General features: G+C 72.4%; 24 protein-coding genes. 4 read left to right on the top strand and 20 right to left on the bottom strand.

What is annotated here, in order from left to right:
• Both BLS70_RS10900 and BLS70_RS21505 read left to right on the top strand, forming a co-directional pair.
• The coding region (locus BLS70_RS10900) for an HNH endonuclease (protein ID WP_143030392.1) at window positions 1-578 on the top strand (578 nt) is incomplete at its 5' end.
• Window positions 579-627: 49 nt separating this feature from the next.
• On the top strand, window positions 628-1,242 hold the full coding sequence (locus tag BLS70_RS21505; protein ID WP_091767138.1) for a nucleotidyltransferase domain-containing protein: 615 nt from the start codon (window positions 628-630) through the stop codon (window positions 1,240-1,242).
• Window positions 1,243-1,249: 7 nt separating this feature from the next.
• Here the strand turns inward: BLS70_RS21505 and BLS70_RS10890 are convergent, their stop codons facing one another.
• From BLS70_RS10890 to hisD, 5 genes are read right to left on the bottom strand one after another with little or no spacing between them, the layout of a single operon-like run.
• Window positions 1,250-1,837 (bottom strand): nucleotidyltransferase family protein, encoded by a 588-nt coding sequence (locus BLS70_RS10890; RefSeq protein ID WP_091767135.1) that lies wholly within the window; start codon window positions 1,835-1,837, stop codon window positions 1,250-1,252.
• 7 nt (window positions 1,838-1,844) lie between these two features.
• A complete protein-coding gene (locus BLS70_RS20765) occupies window positions 1,845-2,021 on the bottom strand; it encodes a hypothetical protein (protein WP_176946358.1) in 177 nt (58 codons plus the stop codon).
• A gap of 3 nt (window positions 2,022-2,024) precedes the next feature.
• Window positions 2,025-2,633, bottom strand: a complete 609-nt coding sequence (gene hisB / locus BLS70_RS10885; protein WP_091767363.1) for an imidazoleglycerol-phosphate dehydratase HisB — start codon at window positions 2,631-2,633, stop codon at window positions 2,025-2,027.
• Between the two features lie 4 nt (window positions 2,634-2,637).
• Window positions 2,638-3,750: a histidinol-phosphate transaminase gene (locus BLS70_RS10880; RefSeq protein ID WP_091767132.1), complete on the bottom strand. Its 1,113-nt coding sequence runs from the start codon at window positions 3,748-3,750 to the stop codon at window positions 2,638-2,640.
• Window positions 3,747-5,051 (bottom strand): histidinol dehydrogenase, encoded by a 1,305-nt coding sequence (hisD, locus tag BLS70_RS10875; protein WP_091767129.1) that lies wholly within the window; start codon window positions 5,049-5,051, stop codon window positions 3,747-3,749. The genes BLS70_RS10880 and hisD overlap by 4 nt, the downstream gene beginning before the upstream one ends.
• A 131-nt stretch (window positions 5,052-5,182) precedes the next feature.
• Here hisD and BLS70_RS10870 point away from each other — a divergent pair, with 131 nt between their 5' ends.
• The gene (locus BLS70_RS10870; RefSeq protein ID WP_091767127.1) at window positions 5,183-6,028 is read left to right on the top strand and encodes an LON peptidase substrate-binding domain-containing protein; all 846 of its coding nucleotides are present in this window, start codon (window positions 5,183-5,185) and stop codon (window positions 6,026-6,028) included.
• A gap of 10 nt (window positions 6,029-6,038) precedes the next feature.
• Here BLS70_RS10870 and BLS70_RS10865 read toward each other — a convergent pair whose 3' ends face one another.
• The 12 genes from BLS70_RS10865 to BLS70_RS10810 form a co-directional block, all read right to left on the bottom strand.
• Window positions 6,039-6,638: a DUF2567 domain-containing protein gene (locus BLS70_RS10865; RefSeq protein ID WP_091767125.1), complete on the bottom strand. Its 600-nt coding sequence runs from the start codon at window positions 6,636-6,638 to the stop codon at window positions 6,039-6,041.
• 19 nt (window positions 6,639-6,657) lie between these two features.
• Window positions 6,658-10,218 carry a DNA polymerase III subunit alpha gene (gene dnaE, locus BLS70_RS10860; protein ID WP_091767123.1) on the bottom strand — a complete coding sequence of 1,187 codons (3,561 nt, stop codon included), beginning with the start codon at window positions 10,216-10,218 and terminating at the stop codon, window positions 6,658-6,660.
• 188 nt (window positions 10,219-10,406) lie between these two features.
• A complete protein-coding gene (locus tag BLS70_RS10855) occupies window positions 10,407-10,916 on the bottom strand; it encodes a GNAT family N-acetyltransferase (RefSeq protein ID WP_091767121.1) in 510 nt (169 codons plus the stop codon).
• Window positions 10,913-11,704: a CPBP family intramembrane glutamic endopeptidase gene (locus tag BLS70_RS10850; RefSeq protein ID WP_091767119.1), complete on the bottom strand. Its 792-nt coding sequence runs from the start codon at window positions 11,702-11,704 to the stop codon at window positions 10,913-10,915. The genes BLS70_RS10855 and BLS70_RS10850 overlap by 4 nt, the downstream gene beginning before the upstream one ends.
• 19 nt (window positions 11,705-11,723) lie before the next feature.
• A complete protein-coding gene (locus BLS70_RS10845) occupies window positions 11,724-12,677 on the bottom strand; it encodes an RluA family pseudouridine synthase (RefSeq protein WP_255362386.1) in 954 nt (317 codons plus the stop codon).
• Window positions 12,674-13,264 carry a signal peptidase II gene (gene lspA / locus BLS70_RS10840; protein ID WP_143030391.1) on the bottom strand — a complete coding sequence of 197 codons (591 nt, stop codon included), beginning with the start codon at window positions 13,262-13,264 and terminating at the stop codon, window positions 12,674-12,676. Before lspA ends, BLS70_RS10845 begins: the two co-directional genes overlap by 4 nt.
• A gap of 36 nt (window positions 13,265-13,300) precedes the next feature.
• Window positions 13,301-14,551 carry an ABC transporter ATP-binding protein gene (locus tag BLS70_RS10835; RefSeq protein ID WP_091767116.1) on the bottom strand — a complete coding sequence of 417 codons (1,251 nt, stop codon included), beginning with the start codon at window positions 14,549-14,551 and terminating at the stop codon, window positions 13,301-13,303.
• A 112-nt stretch (window positions 14,552-14,663) separates the two neighbouring features.
• A complete protein-coding gene (locus tag BLS70_RS10830) occupies window positions 14,664-15,497 on the bottom strand; it encodes a carbohydrate ABC transporter permease (RefSeq protein WP_091767114.1) in 834 nt (277 codons plus the stop codon).
• On the bottom strand, window positions 15,497-16,459 hold the full coding sequence (locus BLS70_RS10825) for a carbohydrate ABC transporter permease (RefSeq protein WP_091767112.1): 963 nt from the start codon (window positions 16,457-16,459) through the stop codon (window positions 15,497-15,499). Before BLS70_RS10825 ends, BLS70_RS10830 begins: the two co-directional genes overlap by 1 nt.
• Window positions 16,456-17,730: an extracellular solute-binding protein gene (locus BLS70_RS10820; RefSeq protein ID WP_255362385.1), complete on the bottom strand. Its 1,275-nt coding sequence runs from the start codon at window positions 17,728-17,730 to the stop codon at window positions 16,456-16,458. The genes BLS70_RS10825 and BLS70_RS10820 overlap by 4 nt, the downstream gene beginning before the upstream one ends.
• A gap of 227 nt (window positions 17,731-17,957) precedes the next feature.
• Window positions 17,958-19,196, bottom strand: coding sequence for a DUF4032 domain-containing protein (locus BLS70_RS10815; RefSeq protein ID WP_091767106.1), 1,239 nt, complete (start codon window positions 19,194-19,196; stop codon window positions 17,958-17,960).
• Between the two features lie 53 nt (window positions 19,197-19,249).
• On the bottom strand, window positions 19,250-20,761 hold the full coding sequence (locus tag BLS70_RS10810; protein WP_091767103.1) for a potassium/proton antiporter: 1,512 nt from the start codon (window positions 20,759-20,761) through the stop codon (window positions 19,250-19,252).
• 131 nt (window positions 20,762-20,892) lie between these two features.
• Between BLS70_RS10810 and ileS the strand changes: the two genes are divergently transcribed.
• Window positions 20,893-24,078, top strand: coding sequence for an isoleucine--tRNA ligase (gene ileS / locus BLS70_RS10805; protein WP_218122370.1), 3,186 nt, complete (start codon window positions 20,893-20,895; stop codon window positions 24,076-24,078).
• A gap of 62 nt (window positions 24,079-24,140) precedes the next feature.
• Here ileS and BLS70_RS10800 read toward each other — a convergent pair whose 3' ends face one another.
• The 3 genes from BLS70_RS10800 to BLS70_RS10790 form a co-directional block, all read right to left on the bottom strand.
• A complete protein-coding gene (locus tag BLS70_RS10800) occupies window positions 24,141-24,851 on the bottom strand; it encodes a hypothetical protein (protein ID WP_091767097.1) in 711 nt (236 codons plus the stop codon).
• A gap of 117 nt (window positions 24,852-24,968) precedes the next feature.
• The gene (locus BLS70_RS10795) at window positions 24,969-25,694 is read right to left on the bottom strand and encodes a DivIVA domain-containing protein (protein WP_091767094.1); all 726 of its coding nucleotides are present in this window, start codon (window positions 25,692-25,694) and stop codon (window positions 24,969-24,971) included.
• A 96-nt stretch (window positions 25,695-25,790) separates the two neighbouring features.
• Window positions 25,791-26,081 carry a YggT family protein gene (locus BLS70_RS10790; RefSeq protein ID WP_091767091.1) on the bottom strand — a complete coding sequence of 97 codons (291 nt, stop codon included), beginning with the start codon at window positions 26,079-26,081 and terminating at the stop codon, window positions 25,791-25,793.
• Window positions 26,082-26,097 lie beyond the last annotated feature (16 nt).

Here is a 26,097-nt window from a genome sequence, read left to right as displayed (position 1 = left end):
CCGGCGACCTGCGCACCCGTTCCCAGCGGCAGGCCGACGCCCTGGTGCAACTCGCCGACAACGCCCTCGCCTCCGGCGACCTGCCGACGATGCGCACGGTGAAGCCGCACGTCGCCGTCGTCATCGACCTGGACGACCTGGTCGACCCCCACCCCGGCGCCGGCGCCGGCCGCACCGGGTTCGGGGCGATGATCTCCGCCGCCCGCGCCCGCTGGCTCGCCTGCGACAGCACCGTCAACCGCGTCGTCATGGGCCCCGACGGACAGCTGCTGGACCTCGGCCGCACCCACCGCGTCGTGCCCCCGCACCTGCGCCGCGCAGTGGAAATCCGCGACCGGCACTGCGTGTTCGCCGGCTGCGACGCCCCCTCCCACTGGTGCGACGTCCACCACGTCCTCGAATGGCTCGCCCACGACGGCGACACCTCACTCGAGAACTCCGCCCTCCTGTGCGAACGCCACCACACCAAGGTCCACCACGGGTTCCGCGTCGAACGACAACCCGACGGGCGATGGCGCACCTGGCGCCCCGACGACACCGAGATCGTCGTCCACCAACCGTTCCTCGTCTCCGCCTGATTCGGGTTCGCCGCTGCCCGACCCGTGGGTTGCGCGTTAGCGTCCGAGGGTGGGCCAGGAGAGCGACGGCTGGGAGCCGCTGTCCGTCCAGGACGTGACCGAACTGCTGGACGGGGTAGATGCCCCCTGGTGGATCGCCGGCGGCTGGGCGCTGGACCTCCACCTCGGGCGGCAGACGCGGCCCCATCACGACATCGACGTGCTCGTGCTGCGCGCGGACCTGCCGACGCTCCGCGAGCGGCTGCGGGGCTGGGACCTGCAGGTCGCCGATCCGCCCGGCGCGGGCGTCCTCCGGCCGTGGCCCGAGAGCGAGGTGCTGGCTCCTTCGTTGCACGACATCTGGTGCCGTCGGACGCCGACGTCCCCGTGGTCGCTCCAGCTGATGGTCGACGACACCGACGGTCCGGACTGGGTCTATCGCCGCGACCACCGCATCCGCCGACCGGTGTCCGAGCTGTACGGCCCGGCGTCGATCCCCGGCCGACCGGTCCTGGCCCCCGAGGTGCAGCTGCTCGGCAAGAGCCGCACCCCGCGGCCCAAGGACGTCGCCGACTTCCAGCGGGTCGCCGGGACACTGGACGAACGGCAGCGGGCCTGGCTGCGGGAGGCCTTGACCACTGTCGCCCCTGGGCACGAGTGGCTGCCCGCCCTGCAGCCGGGCTGAGGACGGTTCAGCGGGCGGCGTCGTCCCAGGACAGGACGGTGAGCTCCGGCCACTCTCCCAGCCAGCGCGCCGCCTTGGCCTCGTAGACGTCCCGCGGCGCCAGCCGCCGGTTGGGGCGCACCACGAGCCCGAACAGGTCGTCGAAGCCGTGCGGCGCGTACACGCGTGGCCGGCCGTCGGGCCCGACGGTGACCCCGAGGCAGCAGCAGACCGCCGCGAAGTGGTCGATCGCGTCGGCGCAGTCGCGGAACGCCGGCGCAGGCACCCCGAAGTGGTCGGCGTACCAGAGGTGCACCCGCGCCTCGTTGCGGATCTCGACCGGCACCGCGAGGTCGCCGAAGAGCCCGGCCCCGGCACGGATGACCGCGTCCTCAGCCTCCCAGGACGTGTCCTCGTCGAAGTAGAAGAGATCGGCGTCCCGGATCCCGGTACCCGCGGGCCGCCCGGTGAGCTCGTTCCACACGGTCTGGAACAGCACGCCGGCGGTGAGCCACCAGTCCCCCACGCCCAGCGCGGGCGCTCGGTCGAGCACCGCCGCCACGGTCGGATCGGCGAGCACGATGCGCAGGAAGCGCCCCTCGTCGGCCGTGCTCATGCCCGGCTCAGACGAAGCGGAGGATGCCGGCGGCGGTGGCGAGCAGCGCCGCGAGCAGCAGCACCGCCGCCAGGACGGTCTGCGGGGTGCTCCGGGTCGGGGCGTCCTCGTCGACGCTCCACACGCTCCACGCGCCGCCGAGCAGGAAGCCCCCGAACACGAGCAGGACCAGTCCCGAGTTCACCGGCTACAGGGCGCCCTTGGTCGACGGCACGTCGGTGACGCGGGGGTCCAGCGCGACGGCCTGGCGCAGCGCCCGGGCCAGCGCCTTGAACTGGCCCTCGACGATGTGGTGGGCGTCGCGGCCGGCGTAGAGCACCCGCACGTGCAGGCTGATGCGCGCGTTGAACGCGAACGACTCGAGCACGTGCTTGGTGAGCGACGTCGGGTAGTCCGGCCCGATCATCGGCGTCATGCCCTCGGGTTCGGCGTGCACGAAGTACGGCCGGCCGGAGAGGTCGACGGCGGCCTGCGCGAGCACCTCGTCCATCGGGATCGTCGCGTCGCCGTACCGGGTGATGCCGCGCTTGTCGCCGAGCGCCTCCGCGAACGCCTGGCCGAGCGCGATGGCGACGTCCTCGACCGTGTGGTGGGCGTCGATGTGCAGGTCGCCGTCGGCCTGCACGGTGAGGTCGATGCCGCTGTGCTTCGACAGCGCCGTGAGCATGTGGTCGTAGAAGCCCACGCCCGTGCTGATCGAGCTGGTGCCCGTGCCGTCGAGGTCCAGTTCCACGACCAGCTTGGTCTCGCTGGTCGCGCGCTCCACCCGGGCGGTGCGGCGTGCAGGTGCGGTCATGGGGTCAGTCTCCCAGAACGGTGCGCTGATCACGGACGACCTCACCCAGCGCGGTGAGGAACGCGTCGGTCTCGGCGGCGGTGCCGGCGGTGACCCGCAGCCATCCGGGCAGCCCGACGTCGCGCACGAGCACCCCGCGGTCGAGCAGCGCCTGCCAGGCGGCCGGCGCGTCGGCGAACCGGCCGAACAGCACGAAGTTGGCGTCGCTGGGGACGCTGGTCAGCCCCATCGCGGGCAGCTCCGCCACGATCCGGTCGCGCTGCGCCCGCACCGCGTCGACGGTCGCCAGCAGCGCGTCGGTGTGCGCCAGCGCGGCCCGCGCGGCCGCCTGGGTCAGCGAGCTCAGGTGGTAGGGCAGCCGCACCAGCTGCAGCGCGTCGACGACGGCGGCGTCCGCGGCCAGGTAGCCCAGCCGCAGCCCGGCCATCCCGAACGCCTTGCTCATGGTTCGGCTGACGATGAGCCGCGGGCGGCCGGGCACCAGCGTCAGCGCCGACGGGGTGCCGGTGCGGGCGAACTCGGCGTAGGCCTCGTCGACCACGACCATTCCGGAGGTCGCTGCGTACAGCTCCTCGATCGTCTCCAGCGGCACGGCGGTGCCGGTCGGGTTGTTGGGGCTGGTCACGAAGACGACGTCCGGCGCCACCTCGCGCACCTGGGCCACCGCGGCCGCCGCATCGATGGTGAAGTCCGCGCGCCGGTGCCCGTCGACCCAGCCGGTACCCGTGCCGGCGCTGATGATCGGGTGCATCGAGTACGACGGCGTGAACCCCAGCGCCGTCCGGCCCGCCCCGCCGAACGCCTGCAGGATCTGCTGCAGGACCTCGTTGGAGCCGTTGGCCGCCCACACCTGGGGCTGCTCGACCTGCGTCCCGGCGGTCCGGGACAGGTAGGCGGCCAGGTCTGCGCGGAGATCGAGCGCATCCCGGTCGGGGTAGCGGTTGAGCTCCAGCGCCGCGTGCCCCAGCGCCGTCCCCAGGTCGGCGAGCAGCTCGTCGGGCAGCGGGTGCGGGTTCTCGTTCGTGTTCAGCCGGTGCGTGGCCGGCACCTGCGGAGCGCCGTAGGGCGTGCGGCCACGAAGCTCCGGCCGCAGCGGGAGGTCGTCGAGGGACGTCACGGGCGCTGCCGGATGCGGACGGCGGCGGCGTGCCCGGGCAGGTCCTCGGCCCCGGCGAGGGCGTCGATGTGCCCCGCGACGCCGGCCAGCGCCTGCTCGTCGTACTCGATGACGTGGATGCCGCGCAGGAAGGACTGCACGCTCAATCCGCTGGAGAACCGGGCGCACCCACCGGTGGGCAGCACGTGGTTGGAGCCGGCGATGTAGTCACCCAGGGAGACCGGCGACCACGCCCCGACGAAGATCGCGCCGGCGTTGCGCACCCGCGCGGCCACGGCGCGGGCGTCGCGGGTCTGGATCTCCAGGTGCTCGGCGGCGTAGGCGTCCACGACCCGCAGGCCTGCGTCGACGTCGTCGACCAGCACGATGCCCGACTGGCTGCCCACGAGCGCGGTGGTGATGCGATCGGAGTGCTTCGTCGCCGTCACCTGGCCGGGCACGAGCTCGAGGACGGCGTCGGCCAGCGCCTCGCTGTCGGTGACCAGCACGGCCCCGGCCAGCGGGTCGTGCTCTGCCTGGCTGATCAGGTCGGCGGCCACGTGGGCCGGGTCGGCGGTGTCGTCGGCCAGGATCGCGACCTCGGTCGGACCTGCCTCGGAGTCGATGCCGATCAGCCCGCGCAGCAGCCGCTTGGCCGCGGTGACGTAGACGTTCCCCGGGCCGGTGACCATGTCGACCGGCTCGCAGGACCCCGCGCCGTAGCCGAACACGGCCACGGCCTGGGCGCCGCCGACGGCGTAGACCTCGGTGATGCCCAGCAGCGCGCACGCCGCGAGCACGCCCGGGTCGGGCAGCCCGCCGTGGTCGCGCTGGGGCGGCGAGGCCACCGCGATCGACTCGACGCCGGCGATCTGCGCGGGGACGACGTTCATGACCACGCTGGACAGCAGTGGGGCCAGCCCGCCCGGCACGTAGAGGCCCACGCGGCGCACCGGAACCCAGCGCTCGGTCACGGTGCCCCCGGGCACGACCTCGGTCGTGACGTCGGTGCGGCGCTGGTCGCCGTGCACCTTCTGCACCCGCGCGATCGCCTCCTCCAGCGCGGCGCGCAGGGTCGGGTCGCACTCGGCGAGGGCCCGGTCCAGCGCCTCCTGCGGGACGGCGAAGTCCTCGTTGTCCACCCCGTCCAGGCGCGCGGTGATCTCGCGGACGGCCTGGGCGCCCCGGATGCGCACGTCCTCGCACAGCGGGCGGACGGTCGCCAGCACGGAGTCGATGTCCGTGGCGGCGCGCGGCAGCAGGCCGGCGAGCTCGCGGGTTCCCGGCAGCGCGGATCCGCGCAGGTCGATGCGGGCGAGCACGGGGGCCTCCGGGATGGTGGGCGGGGGGAGTCAGCGCGGGGTGGGACCGGATCCTCAGCGTAGCCAGCGGGCGCGCGGCGCCCGGGGGCGACCGGGCACGCACCGGCCCCCTGGGGCCGTAGGCTGCCGGGATGGGCGAGCTGATCCCGCTGTTCCCGCTCGGGACTCCCCTGTTTCCCGGCATGGTCCTCCCGCTGCACGTCTTCGAGCCCCGCTACCGGCGGCTGGTCCTCGACCTGCTGGCGATCCCGGAGGAGAGCGAGCGCCGCTTCTTCGGCGTCGTCGCCATCCGGCAGGGCTGGGAGGTGGAGCGGATCGCGCCGGCCGAGGCGCTGTACGACATCGGCTGCGTGGCCCGCCTGCAGATGGTGCGGCCCCAGTCCGACGGCGGCTTCCGGGTGGTCACCGTCGGAGGGGAGCGCTTCCGGCTGCGCGACGTCCTGGTCGGCGAGGACCCGCCCTACCTGCAGGGCGAGGTCGAGTGGCTCGCCGACGAGGAGGCCGCCGAGGAGGCCGCCGGCGACGCCGAGGGCCTGGTCGTCCCCGGCACCCGGTCCGCTGCGGCCGGCCCGGGTGATCCGGCCACCGCCTCACCGCCGTGCGACGAGCACCTGGACGAGGTGGTTGCCGCCGTGGCCCGGGACTCGCTGGCACTGCTCGCGGCCGGCGTGCAGGAGCTGTTCACCGACTACGTCGACGAGGTGACCGACCTCGGCGCCGGAAGCGACGGGGCGGACGCCGAGCGCGCTGCGCTGCTCGACGCGGTGGCCGACGACCCGACAGCCCTCTCCTGGCTGGTGGCCTCCACCGCGCTGCTCACCACGGAGGACCGCCAGGCGCTGCTGGCCGAGTCGGCCACCCGGCGCCGGCTGGCGGCGGAGACGCGCCTGCTGCGCAGAGAGCTGACCCTGGTGCGCGAGCTCGGAGCGGTCCCGGCGCCGCTGCAGCGCTTCGCCACCCCGATGACGGTCAACTGAAGAAGGACGCCTAGAAGGACCCAGCCGAAGAAGCGTCGGGGCGGCCGAGACCGTCGTCGGCGTTGATGATCACGCCGAGCAGGTAGACCAGCACCGCGACGAACGGCGCGACCGCCAGGGCAGCCGTGGCACCGAGCTCGAGGCCGGTGGTGACCGTCCCCCCGACGTCGGCGAGCTGCTCCTCCGAGGGCCCGCCCCCCAGCAGCTCGCCGACCAGCCAGGCGACCACCCCGGCCGCCGTCGCCCCCAGCGCGAGTGCCGCGACCAGCACCACCCCGCGGTGGCGTCGCAGCAGCCAGGCGGCGACGCCGCCGAGCAGCCCCACGACGGCGAGCACCAGCACGAAGACGGCGTCGTCGGCGACGAGCAGCTCGCCCGACGGTGACCCGATGACCTGGGGGCCGTCCTCGGTGATGCGGAACTCCGCGCGGGGGGCCAGCGCCCACCACACCAGCCCGGCCGGCACGCCGACCCCGGCCAGCGCGAGGGCCAGCAGGGCAGCGGGGCGCAGGTCGGCCCGGAGCTCCTGCCGGCCGTTCCAGCGGTCGGCGGGCAGGGGCAGGTGGTCGGTGCCGGCATCGCGGACGGCGACCTGGGGCGGGGTGCTCACCGGTCCAGTGAACCCCGAGTCACAGCAGCGCGACGCTCGTGGGACCGAGCAGCGCCTTGATGTCGCCCATCAGCGCCGTGCTGGGCCGAACCCGGAGGCCCTGGTCCAGCCGCAGCACCGTCTCGCGGCTGCCGTTGACCAGCTTGAGCTGCACCTCGGTCGTGCCGGGGTGGCTGCCCAGCACCTCGCGGAGCCGCTCGACGACCGGCGGGGTGCAGCGCGCCGCGGCCATGGACACGAGCACCGGGCCGCGCGCGCCCTCGGTGAGCTCGGGCAGCGTGACCTCGGAACCGAAGAGCGACGGCTGGTCGTCGCGTCGGCTGATCCGGCCCTTGACGACGACGATCTGGTCCCGGACGACCTTCTCCGAGACCTCCGCCCACGTCTTGGGGAAGAACAACACCTCGATGCCGGACTCCAGGTCCTCCAGCGTGGCGATGGCCCAGGGCGCGCCCTGCTTGTTGGTGCGCGGCGAGACCGAGGTGAGGATGCCGGCGATCGTGACGTTCGCGCCGTCCTCCACCCCGCCGGCGTTGATCTCGGCGATCGGGGTGTCGGCGTTCTGCGCCAGCACGTGCTCGACGCCGTGCAGCGGGTGGTCGGAGACGTAGAGGCCGAGCATGTCCCGCTCGAAGACCAGCCGCTCGCTCTTGGACCAGTCCGCCGTCGGGATGACGATGTCCAGTGCGCTGCCGAAGGGGTCCTCGACCGCGTCGTCCCCGCCGAAGCTGCCGAACAGGTCGAACTGGCCCTCGGCCTCCTTGCGCTTGAGCCCCATCGCGGAGTCCACGGCCTGCGCGTGGATGGCGACGATCCCCTGGCGGGAGTGGCCGAGGGAGTCGAAGCCGCCGGCCTTGGCGAGGGACTCGATGACCTTCTTGTTGCAGGCCACCGTGTCGATCTTCTTCATGAAGTCGGGGAAGTCCTTGAACGCGCCCTTCTCCTCGCGCGCCTTGACGATCGACTCCACGACGTTGTGCCCGACGTTGCGCACCGAGGCCAGGCCGAAACGGATGTCGGTGCCGACGGCGGTGAAGTCCCACGAGGACTCGTTGACGTCCGGCGGCAGCACCTTGATGCCCATCCGGCGGCATTCGGCCAGGTAGATCGGCCGGCGGTCCTTGTCGTCCTGGACGCTGGTGAGCAGCCCGGCCATGTACTCGGCCGGGTAGTTGGCCTTGAGGTAGGCGGTCCAGTAGGAGATGAGCCCGTACGCCGCCGAGTGGGCCTTGTTGAACGCGTAGTCGGCGAACGGGACCAGGATGTCCCAGAGCGTCTTGACCGCAGCGGCGGAGAAGCCGTTGGCCTTCATCCCGGCCTCGAAGCCGACGTACTCCGCGTCCAGGACCGACTTCTTCTTCTTGCCCATGGCGCGGCGCAGCAGGTCGGCCTTGCCGAGCGAGTACCCGGCGACCTTCTGCGCGATCGCCATGACCTGCTCCTGGTAGACGATCAGGCCGTAGGTCTGCCCGAGGATCTCCTCCAGCGGCTCGGCCAGCTCCGGGTGGATCGGCGTGATCTCCTGCTGGCCGTTCTTGCGCAGCGCGTAGTTCGTGTGCGAGTTGGCGCCCATGGGCCCGGGCCGGTACAGCGCGCCGACGGCGGAGATGTCCTCGAAGTTGTCCGGCCGCATCAGCCGCAGCAGGGAGCGCATCGGGCCGCCGTCGAACTGGAAGACGCCCAGCGTGTCGCCCCGCCCGAGCAGCTCGTAGGTCGCCTTGTCGGTGAGGTCCTTGCTGATCTCGTCGAGGTCGACCGGCGCCTTGCCGTTGAGCACGATGTTGCGCAGCGCGTCGTCCAGGACGGTCAGGTTGCGCAGGCCCAGGAAGTCCATCTTGAGCAGGCCGAGCGTCTCGCACGTCGGGTAGTCGAACTGCGTGATCATCGCGCCGTCGGCCTCGCGGCGCATCAGCGGGATGCTGTCGATGAGCGGGTACCGGCCGATGATCACGCCGGCGGCGTGCACACCCCACTGCCGCTTGAGGCCCTCGAGCTTGCGCGCCTGGTCGACGACCTCGGCGGCACCCGGGTCGGACTCGTAGCGCGCGCGGAACTCCGCGGCCTCCTTGTAGCGGGGGTGGGACGGGTCGAAGATCCCCGACAGCGGGATGTCCTTGCCCATGACGCCCGGCGGCATGAGCTTGGTCAGCTCGTCGCCCACCGAGTAGGGCCGGTCCAGCACCCGCGCGGCGTCCTTGATGGCGGCCTTGGCCTTGATCGTGCCGTAGGTGACGATCTGGCTGACCCGCTCCTCGCCGTACTTCTCCGACACGTACCGGATGACCTCGCCGCGGCGGCGGTCGTCGAAGTCGATGTCGACGTCAGGCATGGAGACGCGCTCAGGGTTGAGGAAGCGCTCGAAGATCAGGCCGTGCGCCAGAGGGTCGAGGTCGGTGATGCCCATCGCGTAGGCGGCCAGCGAGCCGGCGGCCGAGCCACGGCCCGGACCGACGCGGATGCCGTTGTCCTTGGCCCAGTTGATGAAGTCGGCGACCACGAGGAAGTACCCCGGGAAGCCCATCTGGCAGATGATCCCGGTCTCGTAGTCCGCCTGCTTGCGCACGTGGTCCGGGATGCCGTTCGGCCAGCGCTTGTGCAGGCCGCGTTCGACCTCCTTGATGAACCAGGAGGTTTCGTCCTCGCCCTCGGGCAGGGGGAAGCGCGGCATGAGGTCCGCGCCCTCGGTGAAGGCGACCTCGCACTGCTCGGCCACCAGCAGCGTGTTGTCGCAGGCGACCGAGAGCTCGCCGGGGAACAGCGCCCGCATCTCCGCGGCGCTCTTCAGGTAGTAGCCGTCGCCGTTGAACTTGAAGCGGTTGGGCTCGTTGAGGCGTGAGCCGGTCTGGATGCACAACAGGGCGTCGTGGGCCTGCGCGTCCTCCTTGTGCGTGTAGTGCAGGTCGTTGGTGGCCAGCAGCGGGATGCCGAGGTCCTTGGCGATGCCCAGCAGCGCCGGGCGGGTCTTCTTCTCGATCGACAGCCCGTGGTCCATCAGCTCGGCGTAGAAGTTCTCCCGCCCGAAGATGTCCTGGAAGTCCGCCGCCGCCTGCCTGGCCTTGTCCTCCTTGCCCGCGCGCAGCCACATGTTGACCTCGCCCGAGGGGCAGCCGGTGGTGGCGATGAGGCCCTTGCCGTACCGCTCGAGCAGGTCGCGGTCGAAGCGCGGCTTGCGGTACTGGCCCTCGAGGCTGGCCAGCGACGAGATGCGGAAGAGGTTGTGCATCCCCTCCGTCGTCCGCGCCAGCAGCGTCATGTGGGTGTACGCCGCCTTGCCCCGGTTGTTCCCGCCGTCGCCCTCCTCGTCGAGGAGCTTGTCGCCGAAGTCGAACGGGGCGCGGTCGAAGCGCGAGCCCGGCGTGTAGTAGCCCTCCATGCCGATGATCGGCTTCACGCCCGCGGAGGTGGCCTGCTTGTAGAAGTCGTAGGCGCCGAACACGTTGCCGTGGTCGGTCATGGCCAGCGCCGGCATGCCCTGCTCGGCGGCCGCCTTCGTCACCTCGGGCAGCTTGGCCGCGCCGTCCAGCATCGAGTACTCGGTGTGGACGTGCAGGTGCGCGAACGAATCGGACGAACTGGTCACGGGCGGTCGTGCTCCTCAGTGGTCGTGCGTGCCCGGCCGGCATGGTCTCCGGCGGGCGACCGGCGGGGAAGACCGGCGTGCGAGGCCCTCGGGAGAAGGTGTCTCGGGTTCGCCCCCGATCCTCGCACTGGAAGCTGTCTACGCCGAGGGTCTGACAGGACGTGTCTGCTGCTTCGCGGACCGATCGGTCACACCCGCCCCGCGCCGCTCCCCTGTCCGCCCGCCACCCGGTCCGCGTCCGGCCTCTCGAGCACCCGCCGCATCGTGACGTGCGCGATACCGGCCTCGAGGTACTCCGGGCCGACGGCCGTGTAGCCGGCCCGCTCGTAGAAGCCGCGGGCGCTGACCTGCGCGTGCAGCTCGACCGCGGTCGCGCCGCGCAGGGCGGCCTGGCGGTGCAGCTCGGCCAGCACCGCGGCGCCGTGCCCGAGCCCCCGGACCGAGATGTCGGCCGCCATCCGGCCGATCGCCGCGGTGCGCGAGCCGTCCCCGGGCAGCAGCAGGCGCCCGGTGGCGACGACGCGCCCGGCGACGCCCCCCGCGCGGCCCCGGCTGACGACGTGCACGGCCGTGGCGTCGCGGTCGTCCTGCTCGATCTCCGGCGGCACGCCCTGCTCCCCGACGAAGACGCGGGTGCGCAGGTCCACCACCTCCGGCCAGTCGTCAGGGGTGGCCACGGAGGCCGACGGCCCGGTCACCAGGCCGGCCTTGCGGTGGGCAGCACGCGGGTGGGCACGAGGAGAAAGCGTAGGTCGATGGCGGCGTGCAGCAGCACCGGGATCAGCAGCGACCCCGTGCCCAGGTAGAGCGCGGCCATCACGCCGCCGAGCACGCCGGTGAGCAGGATCCCGGCCCGGCCCTGGTAGGCGTGGGCCAGCCCGAACGCGACCGCCGCGACCAGAACGAGCACCCAGCCGGGCAGGTCACCGGCGACGGCGGCGACCACGGCGAGGAAGAAGCCCCGGTAGAGCCACTCCTCGCAGATGCCGGCGGTGAGGCCGACCACGGTGAACAGCCGGCGTTCTCCCGCCGTCCGCGGCAGGAGCGCCAGCGTGGCGTGCCCCGGTGGCTCGGCGTGCCTGCCCTGCCCGGGCGGCCGGCGGGGCGGTGGCGCCGTCGCCTCCATCAGCGCGCCCCCGCGCAGGGCGCGGGTGGAGACGACGACGAAGCCGAGCACGAGGACGACCAGCAGCAGCGTCAGCGGGCCGGGCCAGGACCGCGGCCAGGTCAGGCCCACCGCGGCGGCGTCCACCCCCGGGGCGGACAGCCACACGACGAGGGCCAGCAGGGCCAGACCCCACTCCAGGACGAGCAGCCGGCCGTAGAACGAGCGGCGGGCGCCGGGGTCGGTCCGCAGCCTGCCCTCGAAGCGGCGGTGCAGGACGTGCCCGGCCACGGGCTCCCCGGCGACCAGGTACACCGCGACGACGACGGCGGCGAAAGCCGCCGGGCCGAAGTCGGTGAGTGCGTCCGGGAGCCCGCTCACGGCCGACGCCTGGGCCGGGTCAGGCCTCGGCGCGCAGGACGGCCAGCGCGCCGGCGAGATCGGACGGGTACTCGCTGGTGAACTCCACCCAGCGCCCGTCGGCCGGGTGCGGGAAGCCCAGCCGCACCGCGTGCAGCCACTGGCGGCTCACCCCGAGGCGCGCGGCCAGCGTGGGGTCGGCGCCGTAGGTGATGTCCCCGACGCAGGGGTGGCGCAGCGCGGAGAAGTGCACCCGGATCTGGTGGGTGCGCCCGGTCTCCAGCCGGATGTCCACGAGGCTGGCGGCCGGGAACGCCTCCATCACCTCGTAGTGCGTGACGGAGGGGCGGCCGCCCTGCACCACGGCGAAACGCCAGTCGTGCTTGGGGTGCCGGTCGATCGGGGCGTCGATGGTGCCGCGGGAGGGATCGGGGTGGCCCTGGACGAGGGCGTGGTAGCCCTTCTCGACGGTGCGCTCCTTGAACGCCGCCTTGAGGGAGGTGTAGGCGCGCTCGCTCTTGGCCACCACCATCACGCCCGTCGTCGCGGCGTCGAGGCGGTGCACGACGCCCTGCCGCTCGGCGGCACCGGAGGTGGAGACCCGGTACCCGGCGGCGGCCAGGCCGCCGATGACGGTCGGACCGTCCCAGCCGGGGCTCGGGTGGGCCGCCACCCCGACGGGCTTGTCCACCAGGACCAGGTCGTCGTCGTCGTACAGGATCGTCATGCCCTCGACCGGCCTGGGTGCCGCCGGCTCACCCGGTGGCGGCGGCAGCTCGACCTCCAGCCAGCTGCCTCCGCTGAGCCGGTCGCCCTTGCCGCGCACCCGGCCGTCGACCAGGACGTGACCGGCGTCGGCCACCTCGGCGGCCACGGACCGCGAGAGCCCGAAGAGGCGGGACAGCGCCTGGTCCACCCGCTGCCCCTCGAGCCCGTCGGGGACGGGCAGGGCGCGGCTGGTCCCGGACGCGGGCAGGCCGGGAGAGCTGGTCACTCCCCCATTGTGACGGGCCGGCTCCCGCGACCGGTGGAGCCCGCCGGGTCGGCACCCGCGCGGCTGCCGTCGAAGTCGATGCCGCGCAGCGCCAGGACGGCGCCGAGGATGCCGCCGCAGACGATCGCCGAGTCGGCCACGTTGAACACCGGCCACATCTCGCCGTCGGGACCGAAGGCCGACAGGAAGTCGACGACGCCGCCGCGCAGGAAGCCGGGGTCGCGGAAGACGCGGTCGACCAGGTTGCCGACGGCGCCGCCCAGCACCAGCCCCAGCGTGACCGCCCAGCCGGTGGAGAACAGCCGACGGGCGGTGCGCACGATGACGACGACGACGGCGAGGGCCACGAGCGTGAAGACGATCGTGAAGCCCTCGGCGAAGGAGAACGCGGCGCCGGTGTTGCGCAGGTGCGTCAGGTACAACGCTCCACCGAGCACGCGGATGTCCTCGCCCGGCTCGATCGTGGCGACCACGACGAGCTTGGTCACCAGGTCGACGAGCAGCACGGCGGCGGCCAGCGACAGCAGCAGGCGCGTGCGCGGCCGGCGCACCGGTTCGCCGACGGCGGGGTCGGGCTGCTCGGTCACGCCGACGACGATAGCCGCGCCCGCCCCCGCCCCCCGCTACGCCGCCCCGACCGACGCCCCCCGGACCTCCTCGAGCTGCTCCACCCGGTCCTGGGTGGCCATGCGGGTGAGCTCGGCACCGGCCTCGGGGTCGCGGGTGAGGTTCTCCCCCGTCTCCGGGTCGAAGACGTGCACCTTGCGGCTGTCGAGCCAGAACTCCGCCTCCCGGCCCTCCCGGATCCGGCTGGTGGCGTCGATCGAGACGATTGCCTGGGTGCGCAACTCCTCCGAGTCCAGCTCCCGCGACAGCTCGCGCAGGTGCTGCTGGATCGACTCCGGCGCCTCGTAGGGGATGTAGGCGAACTGCGAGTCGCCCAGCCACTCGGTGACGTCGACGCGGGCCTTGAAGATCGAGCCGACCGGCCGCTTCGCCTCGTCGACCAGGGAGGCGTCCTCGAAGTACTCCGGCCGGATGCCGACCAGCAGCAGTTCGTGACCGGCCACGGCGGCGGCCCGCTTCTGGTCCAGGGCGATGTCGCCGAACGGGGTCTCGAGCCGGTCGCCCCTCGGGGTGGCCGGCAGGAAGTTCATCGGCGGCGAGCCGATGAACCCGGCGACGAACAGGTTGACCGGCTGCTCGTACAACTCGCGCGGCGAGGCCACCTGCTGGATCTTGCCCTTGCGCAGCACGCAGACCCGGTCTCCGAGGGTCATGGCCTCGGTCTGGTCGTGGGTGACGTAGACGGTCGTGATCCCGAGCCGGCGCTGCAGCCGGGAGATCTCGGTGCGCATCTGGCCGCGCAGCTTGGCGTCCAGGTTGGACAGCGGCTCGTCGAAGAGGAACGCCTCGGCCTGCCGGACGATCGCCCGCCCCATGGCCACGCGCTGCCGCTGCCCGCCGGAGAGGTTGGCCGGCTTGCGGTCGAGGTGCTCCTTGAGCTCCAGGACGTCGGAGGCCTCGGTGACGCGGCGGCGCACCTCGTCGTCGGGCATCTTGGACAGCCGCAGCGGGAAGGCGATGTTCTCGAACACCGTCATGTGCGGGTAGAGCGCGTAGTTCTGGAACACCATCGACAGGTTGCGGTCCCGGGGCGCCAGGTCGTTGACCCGCTTCCCCCCGATGACCATGTCGCCGCTGGTGATGTCCTCCAGCCCGACGATCATCCGCAGCAGCGTCGACTTCCCGCAGCCGGACGGTCCGACCAGGATCATGAACTCGCCGTCGGCGATGTCCAGGCTGACGTCGTTCACCGCCGGGAACCCGTCGCCGTACTGCTTGACGATGTTCCGCATCTCGATCGAGGCCATCAGGAGTCCCCTCGCTGGGTGGGTGGGGTGGTGGGGAGCGGCTTGGAAGTGGTGGGGAGCGGCTTGGAAGTGGTGGGGAGCGGCTTGGAAGTGGTGGGGAGCGGCTCGGGGGTCATCCCTTGACCGCGCCGTTGGTGAGGCCGGCGACGATGCGCCGCTGGAAGAGCAGGACCAGGAGCACCACCGGGATGGTGACGATGACCGCCGCGGCGGCGATCGCGCCAGTCGGCTCCACGAACTGCGACTCGCCGGAGAACAGGCCGATCGCCGCGGGCACCGGCCGCGCCGCGCTGGTCGAGGTGAGCGAGATGCCGTACAGGAAGTCGTTCCAGGCGATGAAGAACGCGATGATCGCGGTGGTGAACACACCCGGCGTCGCCAGCGGCACGATCACCTTGCGGAACGCCTGCCACGTGGTCGCGCCGTCGACCTGCGCGGCCTGCTCCATCTCCCAGGGGATCTCCCGGAAGAAGGCCGACATGGTCCAGATGGAGATGGGCAGCGTCAGCGACAGGTACGGGATGATCAGGCCGGGCCAGGTGTCGTACAGACCGATGTTGCGCCACAGGTTGAACAGCGGCGTGACGATCGAGATGATCGGGAAGATCGCCACGATGAGCGCCGTGGACAGGATCAGCCTCTTGCCCGGGAAGTCCAGCCGGGCGATGGCGTAGGCCGCGAACATCGCCAGCAGGCAGGAGATCGCGGTGGCGATCAGGCAGATGCCGAAGGAGTTGCGCAGCGCCGGCAGGAACAGGTCGCTGGCGCCACCGGTGAGGATCAGCTGGTAGTTCTCCCATGACACCGCGCTGGGCAGGAATCCCCCGGTGTTGAGATCACTGGGCGCCTTCAGCGACAGCGAGACGATCCACGCGATCGGGAACAGGCAGTAGACGACGATCAGCGCGCCGCCGACCCACCACCAGGTCTTCTCCCGCCGGGACATCAGCCCTCACCCCTCGCCTGTGCCAGGTCGACCTTGAAGCCCTTGATGAAGATCGCGGCTATCAGCACCACCGACAGGAACAGCAGCACCGACAGCGCGGACCCGAGCCCGATCTCCAGCCGGGAGATGGTCTGCCGGTAGGCCAGGAAGGACACCGACTCGGTGCCGTTGGCGCCGGCGGTCATCACGAAGATGCTGTCGAAGATCCGGAACGCGTCCAGCGTGCGGAACAGCAGGGCGACCATGATCGCCGCCTTCATGTTCGGCAGCGTGACCCGCCACAACCGCTGCCACCACGTCGCGCCGTCGACCTTGGCCGCCTCCTGCAGCACCTCGGGGACCTGCGCCAGACCGGCGAGCAGCAGCAGCGAGATGAACGGCGTCGTCTTCCAGATCTCGGCCAGGCAGATCACGAAGATCGACGTCCCGAAGTCACCGAACCAGTCGGTGTCCGTCCCGACCCCCGGTATCCACGCGAACCAGGAGTTCACGAACCCGGTGTTGATGTCGAAGGCGAACTGCCAGGCGTAGGCCGACACCACGGTGATGACCGCGTACGGGATGAGGATCGCGGCGCGGACCACCGGACGGATGGAGCTCAGCGCCTTGGCCATGACCATCGCCAGCGCGAAGCCGAGCACCAGCTCCACGAGCACGGTGACGAAGGTGATGAGCGCCGTCACCCACAGGGACTGCCACCACAACGGGTCGCTGAGGATGACGCCGTAGTTCTGCAGGCCGACGAACGAGCGGTTGTCCGGGTCGGTGAGCCGGTAGGAGAACAGTGACTCGTAGGTCGCCTGGAGGATCGGGTAGGCGGTGACGGCCAGCATCACCAGGAACGCCGGCCCGGCCAGCAGCCAGCCGAGCTTGCGCTCGCTACGGGCACGGTCGCTGGTCGTCGCGGCCGGCGCCGACTTCGGCGCGTCCTTCTTGGTCGGGGGAAGGGTCGTGGTGCTCACAGCAGCTGCTCCCCTCGGAGGACCGCGGCGATCAGCTCGGCCGCCTTGGGGCCCGTGTCGCCGGGCTGCACGGACGCCGGCGGGTGGTACTCGCGCTGGAGGCCGCCGGAGACCTCGTTGTAGTAGGCGGTCTGCGGACGCGGGGCGGCCTGCTCGAGCGACTGCCGGATGGTGTCGGCCATGGGGAACTTCTCGACGACATCCGGGGCGTCGAACACCGCGGCCGAGGACGCCGGGTTCCCCTCGTTGATCATGTAGTAGGCCTGGTTCTCGTCCGTGGTGATGCACTCGGCGGCTTCGTAGGCGAAGTCCACGTTCGCCGAGTACGCGCCGATCCCGAGGTCGATGCCGCCCAGCGGCGGGGCGCTCGGCACGTTCGGGAGAACCGACGGCCACAGGGTCCAGCCGTAGTCGTCGAGCACCGCCTGGTCGATCGTGCCGCCCTCGACGCCGCTCACGGCCTGGGCGTAGATGAACGGCCAGTTGACCATGAAGCCGCCGCGCTCCCCCTCGAACTCCGCGGCGGAGGCCGACTCGTTCTCCGTGGAGAACGCCGCACCGGCCTGGCCGGACTCGGCCACCATCTTCATGACCTCGGCGGCCTGCCGGCCGGCGTCGGAGTCCAGCCCGAGCTCCAGGTTCTCCGGGTCGTCGGCGTTGCCCTCGATCACCGAGCCGCCCGCGGACTCGATGAGGGAGTTGAACCAGACGGTCAGCGACTCGGCGCGGATGCCCTGGACACCCAGCTCGACGTCCTGCTCCTGCGCGGCGGTGACGATCTGCTCCCAGGTCACCGGCTTGGTCATGTCCAGTCCGGCGGCCTCGGCCACCGACTTGCGGTACCAGAGCAGCTGCGTATTGCCCCAGAACGGGACGGCGACGAGCTCGTCGTCCCAGGTCGCGCCGTCGATCGCGCTCTGCACGACACCTTCGGTGACCCGCTCGGCGACGTCCTCCGGCACCGGAGCCAGGAACCCGGCCTGGGCGAACTCCGGGACGTAGATCGGGTCCAGGCTCATGAGGTCGATGGAGGCGTCCTTCGCCGCGAGGCGGCGCACCAGCTGCTCGCGCTGGGAGGAGGCGTCGCGCGGCAGGATCGCCGTCTCGATCCGGTACCGGCCGTCGGCCTCCTCCGTGCAGCGCCTGGCCAACTCGACCTGGCCACCGTTGTCGGGGTTGAAGTACCAGGTCAGGGTCGGCGTACCCCCACTGTCCCCGCCGCAGGCGGCGAGCGTCCCGGCCGTGACCAGCAGCGCAGCGGCGCCGGCCACCCCGCGTCGGCGCGACCGGCTCCTTCCTCGGAGGGGCGCCGGGGCGGGCCCTCGGAATCCGGAACGGCCTGGAGCGTTCGGCATCGGTCATCGCCTCCGTTGGCGCGCCACGAGCTGATCAAGAGCGGTTCTCGGAGCGTGGTCCAGGCCACAAACGCTGTCAATTCGAACCGTGACCTGCACGTGCGGCGCGACCCGATCGTGACCGGACGCGCCGGTGGGACGGTTCAGCCCTCCCGGGCGAGCCCCACGATGACCGAGGGGGTCGTGACCTCTTTGGGCGTCTGGGGCAGCACGTTCCGGAAGTAGGACCCCGCCGCCTCGGCGGTCCCGACGTCGCGCTGGGCCTGCTCCGAGAGGAACCAGCGGTGCTCCAGCACCTCGTGGAACACCTCGGCCGGGGCGAGCCGGCCGGCGAGGTCCGGCGGGATCGCGTCCACCACGAGCTGGTAGACCTCCGTCAGCCAGCGGTGTGCCGCGAACGACTCCGGAACGGTCCCCCCGGACGTCCGCTCCAGGTGCGCGCGGAAGGCCCGGATGTCGTTGAGCAGCCGGCGCGCCTGCCGCTCCTGGACCTCCAGCCCGGTCAGCCGGAACAGTTCCCGGCGGTGCTGGCCCGGCTCGGAGACGCGGGTCTCCACGCGGAGCCGCACGCCGTCCCCGTCGGTGACCAGCTCGACCTCCCCGACGTCGAACCCGAGGTCGTTGAGCCGCTGGAGCCGCTCGGCGACGCGCCAGTTCTGCTCGTGGCTGCTGAAGACCTCCTCGTGGGTCACCTCGTTCCACAGCGCCTCGTAGCGCGGCGCCAAGCTATCGGCCACCGCGATCGGGTCGATGCCCTCGGGCAGGAGCTCGCCGAACTGGAGGTCCAGGAGCTCGGCACCCACGCGCTCCCGGGCGAGGTCGACGTCGTAGGCCCGTTGCCCCGCCGACAACGTCCGGTGGCGGGCCACCGTCTCCGCGTCCACCAGGTAGGCCGTCAGGGCGCCGGCGTCGAGCCGGAAGAGCGTGTTGGACAGGGAGCAGTCGCCCCAGAAGACGCCCGCCAGGTGCAGGCGGACCAGCAGCTCGACCATCGTGTCGAGCAGCTGATCGGCGGAGTGCGCCCCTCGCGGCCGCGAGAACAGCCACCGGTAGGACATCGAGTACTCCAGGTACCGGGTGACCAGGATGGCCTCCTGGTCATCGGGACGGTCCACGCAGATGCCGAGCACGGAGACCGTCGGCAGGCCCTCCTCCTCGAACTCGGCGAGGAGCCGGTACTCGTGACGGGCGAGGCGCTCGTTGATCTCCTTGAGCGCGAAGACCTGCCCGCCGGAGGCGACGAACCGCACGACGTGCCGGGAGATGCCGCGCTGCGGCACCTCGAGCAGGAGCTCCGGGTCCCACTCTGCCAGCGGCTCGCTCCACGGCAGGCTGAGCAGACCCGTCGCCTCGGCGGCGGGAGGTCGGAACAGGAACCGCATGGCGCGCTCCTCCCCGTGGACGGCGTCGTCAGGCCACCTTCCCACGTCCTCTTTCAGTCGGCGCCGGTCGCCGCGCCCGTCTCGCCGCGCCAGGACGCCAGCCGCCCCGCCCGGCTGACCGCGCGGAGCCGGCGCTCGGCCTCGTGCCGGGAGCGCCGGGCCGTCACGATGAGCGCCTGGTCGCCGCGCATGAGGCGGGTCTGGTCGTCCGGCACGAACGAGCGGCCCTCGCGGACGACGAGGACCACGGCGGCGTCTTCCGGCAGCCGCAGTTCGGGCAGGTAGACACCGTGCAGCCGGGACCCGGGCGGCACCGTCACCTGCATGAGGTCGGCGTCGAGCTCGCCCAGCGGAGCAGCCTCGACGTGCACGTCGCGCGGCGCCACGGGCGTCGCGATGCGCAGCCGCCGGGCCATCCAGGGCAGCGACCCTCCCTGCACGACGGTGAAGACGACGACCAGCACGAAGACGGTGTCGAAGATCCTGGTCGCCCCGGGCACGTCCGCGGTCAACGGGATGATGGCCGCCACGATCGGCACCGCCCCGCGCAGCCCCGCCCACGAGATGAACGCCTGCTGAGGCCACGGGAAGCGGAACCACACCAGGCTGGCGACCACCGACAGCGGCCGGGCGAGCAGCAGCAGGGCCCCGCCCACGACCAGCGCCGGCCCCACCGCCTCGGGCAGCCGGCCCGGGGAGACCAGCAGCCCGAGAAGGACGAACAGACCGATCTGGGCCAGCGAGGCCATGCCCTCGGCGAAGCCGACGCTCGCCGATCGGTGCGGCAGCGTCGCGTTGCCCAGCACCACCCCGGCCAGGTAGACCGCGACGAAGCCGGAGGTGTGCGCCAGGCTGGCGGACGAGTACGCGAGCACGCAGAGGGCGAGGGTGGCCAGGGGGTAGAAGCCGGCCACGGGCAGGGCCACCCGGCGCAGGAGGGCAGCACCCGCGAAGCCGATGCCCACCCCGACCACGGCCCCACCGATCAGCTCGGCGACCACCACGACGCCGACGAGCCACCACGGGCCGTCCGACTCCCCCGTGAGGAACTCGGCGAGCGCGGTCACGAGCAGGATCACCGGGGCGTCGTTGAGGCCGCTCTCGGCCTCGAGCGAGGCGGCGAGCCGGCGCGGGAGGGGCAGCCGGCGGAGCGTGGCGAAGACGGCGGCGGCGTCGGTGGAGCTGATCACCGCTGCCAGCAGGAAGGCGAAGCCCCAGCTGTAGCCCAGGACCAGCGCGGCGACCGCTCCGGTCACCCCCACGCTCACCGCGACGCCCACGGTGGACAGCGAGATGCCGGGTCCGATCGCCCGCCGGACGTCGGCCCACCGCGTCGTCAGCCCGCCCTCGGCCAGGATGATGACGAGCGCGGCGTAGCCGAGGGTGTGGGTCAGCTCGTAGTCCTCGAACTGGACGCCGAGGCCGCTCTCCCCGAGGCCCACGCCCAGGGCCAGGTAGAGCAGCAGGCTGGGCAGCCCCAGCCGGTCGGCGAGCCGCAGCGCGACGGCGGCCACCAGGACGACGACGGCGCCGACGCCCAGCGCGAGCGTCACGGTCGTGCTCACTCGCCGCCGTCCCCCATGGGGGCAGTCTCCCGTACGCCCGTGTCGTCGCCGTGTCGCGTCCCGGAGCCGGCCAGCGCGCCGGGGCGGACGCCGCGCGGAACCCGTTTGCCGGTTCGGGGAGAATGGAGCGCGTGAGTTCCCCCTCGGCCACCGGCCCGTTCGCCGCGCTCCCCCCGCAGGTCGACCTGCCCGCCCTCGAGCAGCAGATCCTCCAGCGCTGGGAGGCCGACAAGGTCTTCGCACGGACCCTGGAGGGCTCCTTCGGCCGGCCCCAGTGGAACGTCTACGAGGGACCGCCCACCGCCAACGGCCGACCGGGCACGCACCACATCGAGGCCCGGGCGTTCAAGGACGTCTTCCCGCGCTTCAAGACGATGCAGGGCTGGCACGTCCCCCGCCGAGCCGGCTGGGACTGCCACGGCCTCCCGGTCGAGATCGCCGTCGAGCAGGAACTGGGCTTCGCCGGCAAGCCGGACATCGAGCGCTACGGCATCGCCGAGTTCAACGCCAAGTGCCGGGAGTCCGTCGAGCGGCACGTCGACTCGTTCTCCGAGCTCACCCGCCGCATGGGCTACTGGGTCGACATGTCCACCGCCTACTGGACGATGGACCCGGGCTACATCCAGAGCGTCTGGTGGTCGCTCAAGCAGATCTTCGACAAGGGGCTGCTGGTCGAGGACCACCGCGTCGCCCCCTACTGCCCGCGCTGCGGCACCGGCCTGTCCGACCACGAGGTCGCGCAGGGCTACGAGACGATCACCGATCCCTCGGTCTACGTCCGCATGCCCGTGACCAGCGGCGAGTGGGCGGGCCGGGCCGACCTGCTCATCTGGACGACGACGCCGTGGACGCTGCCGTCCAACACCGCGATCGCCGTGCACCCCGACGTCACCTACGTGGTCGCGCGGCGCGGAGAGGACACGCTGGTCGTCGCCGAGCCGCTGCTGGCCGCAGTCTTCGGCGAGACCGACGACGTGGAGGTCCTCGCCCGCACCGCCGGCCGCGACTGGGAGCGCGTGCACTACCAGCGCCCCTTCGAGCTGGTCGAGTTCCCCGAGGGCGACGACGGCGAGCCGGTCGACGCCCACTACGTCGTCCTCGCCGACTACGTGACGACCGAGGACGGCACCGGCCTGGTGCACCAGTCCCCCGCGTTCGGCGCCGACGACCTCGCCGTCTGCCGCGGGTACGGCCTGCCGGTGGTCGTCCCGATCGACGCCACCGGCCACTTCCTGCCCGACATCCCGCTGGTCGGCGGGCACTTCTTCAAGGCCGCCGACGCGGCCCTGGTGCAGGACCTGCAGGAGCGCGGCGTCCTGTACCGCGAGCTGCGCTACGAGCACACCTATCCGCACTGCTGGCGCTGCCACACGCCGCTGATGTACTACGCGCAGCCGTCCTGGTACATCCGGACCAGCCAGATCAAGGACCAGCTCCTCGCCGAGAACGAGAAGACCACCTGGTACCCGGAGAACATCAAGACCGGCCGCTACGGCGACTGGCTGACCAACAACGTCGACTGGGCGCTGTCCCGCGACCGGTACTGGGGCACCCCCCTGCCGATCTGGCGCAACGACGCCGACCCGTCGCGGATGGTGGCCGTCGGCTCGCTGGCCGAGCTCTCCGAGCTGACCGGCCGCGACCTGGCGGACCTGGACCCGCACCGGCCGTTCATCGACGAGGTCACCTTCACGCTGCCCGGCGAGGAGGGCACCTACCGGCGGGTCCGCCAGGTCATCGACGCCTGGTACGACTCCGGCTCGATGCCCTTCGCCCAGTGGGGCGCGCCGCACCGCAACCAGGAGCAGTTCGAGGCGTCCTACCCGGCGCAGTTCATCGCCGAGGCGATCGACCAGACCCGCGGCTGGTTCTACACGCTGATGGCCGTCGGCACCCTGGTGTTCGAGAAGAGCTCCTACGAGAACGTGCTGTGCCTGGGCCACATCCTGGCCGAGGACGGCCGCAAGATGAGCAAGCACCTCGGCAACATCCTCGAGCCCATCCCGCTCATGGACCGGCACGGTGCCGACGCCGTCCGCTGGTTCATGCTCGCCGGCGGATCGCCGTGGTCGGCCCGCCGCGTGGGGCACGAGACGCTGTCCGAGGTGGTCCGGAAGGTGCTGCTCACCTACTGGAACACCGCCAGCTTCTTCACCCTTTACGCCGAGGCCAACGGCTGGGACCCGGCGACCGCACCCGCGCCCGCACGAGCCGACCGCCCGCTGCTGGACCGCTGGGCGCTGGCCCGGCTGGCGTCGGTCACCGGGCAGGTCACCGACGCGCTGGAGGACTTCGACACCCAGGGCGCCGGCCGGCTGCTGGCGGAGTTCGTCGACGACATGTCCAACTGGTACGTGCGGCGCTCCCGACGGCGCTTCTGGGACGGCGACCCGGCCGCCCTGGCGACGCTGCACGAGGTGCTCGACGGGCTCACCCGGCTCATGGCGCCGTTCACCCCCTTCGTCACCGAGGAGGTCTGGGGGCGCGCCGTCGTCCCGGGTCTCGTCGGATCCGCGGCCGACCGCGCCGTCGACTCGGTGCACCTGTCCACGTGGCCCACGGTCGACGAGGAGGCCCGCGACGACGCGCTGGTCGCCCAGGTGGACCTCGTGCGCCGGCTCGTCGAGCTGGGCCGCTCGGCGCGCACCTCGGCGAAGGTGCGCACCCGCCAGCCCCTGGCCCGCGCGCTGGTCGCCGCGCCCTCCTGGTCCACGTTCCCCCGCGACCTGGTGGCCGAGGTGGCCGACGAGCTGAACGTGGCGGAGCTGGTGGAGCTCTCCTCCGTCGGCGGCGACCTGGTCGACGTGAGCGTGAAGATCGACTTCCGCGCGGTGGGCCGGCGCCTGGGCAAGCAGGTGCAGGCGGTCGCGAAGGCGGTGGCTGCCTCGGACGCGGCGGAGCTGGTGGCCGCCTACCGGGCCGGGACGGCGACCGTCGAGGTCGACGGCGTTCCCGTGGCGCTGGAGCAGGGCGACCTGATCGTCACCGAGACCCCGCGCGAGGGCTGGACGGTCGCCAGCGGCGGCGGCCTGACCGTCGCGCTGGACCTGACGCTCACCCCGGAGCTCGAGCGGGCCGGCCTGTTCCGCGAGGTGGTCCGGCTGGTGCAGGAGGCCCGGAAGAACGCCGGCCTGGAGGTCAGCGACCGCATCGAGCTCACCTGGACGGCCGAGGGCGCGGTGGCCCGGGCGGTCGAGGAGCACGCCGACGCGCTGGCCGCGGAGGTCCTCGCCGTGCGGGTGCAGCCCGGGACCGGTGCCGGGGAGGGTGTCGAGGGGCCCGAGGGGTCCCGGTTCTGGGTGGTCCGCGCCGCGTAGGCGGCCCCGTCCGGAGGCTCACCACGAGCCTGCGAGTGGGGAGGGGGACGGGGGTCCTTCTGCTAGTTCTTCCGGGCGCGCACCCGGTCGGCCAGGGTGGCGTCCGGGCGGCAGGTGCCGCACGGCGTGAACCCGTCGGTCTTCGCCTCGTCCAGCGGGATCGGGATGGTCTCCTGGCCGGTCAGGCGGCGGCAGCCTTCGACGTGGTAGCGCGGGTGCTCGTCGACGACGAGGACCTCGTCCCTGAGGTCGACGACCAGCAGCAGGTCGGTGACCTCGACCTCCTCGAGCGGCGGCTCGCCCGCCCCGGCCGGGCCCGCGGTGGAACCCGCCGTGGCGCCGGAGGGCTCGGCCCGTGCCGTCGTCGTCGCGGTGCCGACAGCGGCTGAGGCGGGCGCCGCGGCAGGCGGCGTCAGCTCGGGTGCCGCGGCGGGCGTGGCGACCTGCTCCACGGGGGCCGGGGTCGCCGTCGTCTGCGAGGTCGGCGGCGTTCGGACCGCCGCCCCCGGCTCGGTGGTGGCGTCGCCCGTACCGGCGTGCCGGCCGGCGCCGGCCCCGGCAGCGGCAGGCACGGCGGCGGCGGCGCCCGCAGGCGCGGCAGCAGCGGCGGCCGGGGCGGAGGCGGTCATCTTCCGCCGGGCGAAGTACAGCAGCACGGCGGCGACCACGCACGCGGCGACGCACGCCCAGTAGTAGGCCGTGACCTCGGTCAGCAGACCGGCCACGAACAGTCCCGCACCCACGAGCACCAAGAGGCCGGCCGCGACGATCACGGTCAGGACAATAGGGCCAGCGCCCCTGCGCCGCTGCGGTCCCGGCGGCGGCGCGCCCCGGAGACGCGACAGGGCCCCCGGACCGTGGTCCGGAGGCCCCTGTCGGCCGGCCTGGGATCAGGCGCTGGCGTGCTGGTTCTGACGCGCGTTGGAGGCCGGCTCCGCCGATCCGCGGGCGTCGAGGTCGCGCAGGTGGGACTCGAGGTAGGACCGCAGGCGGGTGCGGTACTCGCGCTCGAAGGTGCGCAGCTCCTCGATCTTGCGCTCGAGGCTGGTGCGCTTCTCCTCGAGGCTGCCCATGGCCTCGACGTGACGGCGCTCGGCGTCCTGGTCGAGGGCGGCGGCCTTGGCCCGCGCCTCCCGCTCCATGGTCTCCGCCCGGGTGCGGGCGTCGCCGATCATCGAGTCGGCGCGGTGCTTGGCCTCGGTGACCATCTGCTCGCTCTTGGTCCGGGCGTCGGACATCAGGCGCTCGCTGTTGGTCTTCGCACCGCTGAGCATCTGCTCAGCCTGGGTCTTGGCCTCGTTGACGTAGCGGTCGGCCGTCTCGGTGGCCAGGGCGAGCATCCGGGAGGCCCGGGCGCTGTCGTCCTCGCGCGGCTGCTGGACCGGCGGCGCGACGGCGACCGGCGCGGGGGCCGGCGGCTCGGGTCGCTCCTCGGCACGGGCCTGGACGCGGCTGCCGGCGCCCGAGCGCAGCTCGTTGTTCTCCTCGATCAGGCGGGCCAGCTCGGCCTCCACCACGTCGAGGAAGGCGTCGACCTCGTCCTCGTCGTAGCCCCGCTTGCCGATGGGCGGCTTCTTGAAGACGACGTTGTGCACGTCGGCAGGCGTGAGTGGCATCAGGTCACCTTAGTGATACGGCGGGACTGGGGGTGCAGAGCAGGGCACGGGACCGGGTGGCCGCCGCGCTCCGCTGCTGCGAGATCACTGGTCACGTTAGCGCGAGAGCGACGTGGTGATGCCACGGAGGATGACCACCGCGATCAACAGCACCATGAAACCCAGGTCCAGCCGGATGGTGCCCAGGTTCAGCGGCGGGATGACCCGGCGCACGGCCTTCAACGGAGGGTCCGTGGTGCTGTACACGACCTCGAGCCCGGCCGCCACGAGGCCGGTGGGGCGCCAGCTGCGCGCGAGCACCATCACCCAGTCGACGACGAAACGCGCGAAGAGCAGGATCAGGAAGACGAGCAGGACAGCCGAGATGATCGCCCAGAAGAGTTCCACGGTCCTCGTTCGTCCA

The sequence above is a fragment of the Blastococcus aurantiacus genome (assembly GCF_900102425.1).
Taxonomy (GTDB): Bacteria; Actinomycetota; Actinomycetes; order Mycobacteriales; family Geodermatophilaceae; genus Blastococcus; species Blastococcus aurantiacus.
This window is presented reverse-complemented; position numbering and strand designations above follow the sequence as displayed.

What these genes read in the sequence shown, in the direction of transcription:
- BLS70_RS10890 (WP_091767135.1), bottom strand. Translation starts at nt 1,837, where the DNA reads ATGAGCACGGCCGACGAGGGGCGCTTCCTGCGCATCGTGCTCGCCGAT.
- hisB (WP_091767363.1), bottom strand. Translation starts at nt 2,633, where the DNA reads ATGACCGCACCTGCACGCCGCACCGCCCGGGTGGAGCGCGCGACCAGC.
- BLS70_RS10870 (WP_091767127.1), top strand. Translation starts at nt 5,183, where the DNA reads ATGGGCGAGCTGATCCCGCTGTTCCCGCTCGGGACTCCCCTGTTTCCC.
- BLS70_RS10835 (WP_091767116.1), bottom strand. Translation starts at nt 14,551, where the DNA reads ATGGCCTCGATCGAGATGCGGAACATCGTCAAGCAGTACGGCGACGGG.
- BLS70_RS10830 (WP_091767114.1), bottom strand. Translation starts at nt 15,497, where the DNA reads ATGTCCCGGCGGGAGAAGACCTGGTGGTGGGTCGGCGGCGCGCTGATC.
- BLS70_RS10815 (WP_091767106.1), bottom strand. Translation starts at nt 19,196, where the DNA reads ATGCGGTTCCTGTTCCGACCTCCCGCCGCCGAGGCGACGGGTCTGCTC.
- BLS70_RS10795 (WP_091767094.1), bottom strand. Translation starts at nt 25,694, where the DNA reads ATGCCACTCACGCCTGCCGACGTGCACAACGTCGTCTTCAAGAAGCCG.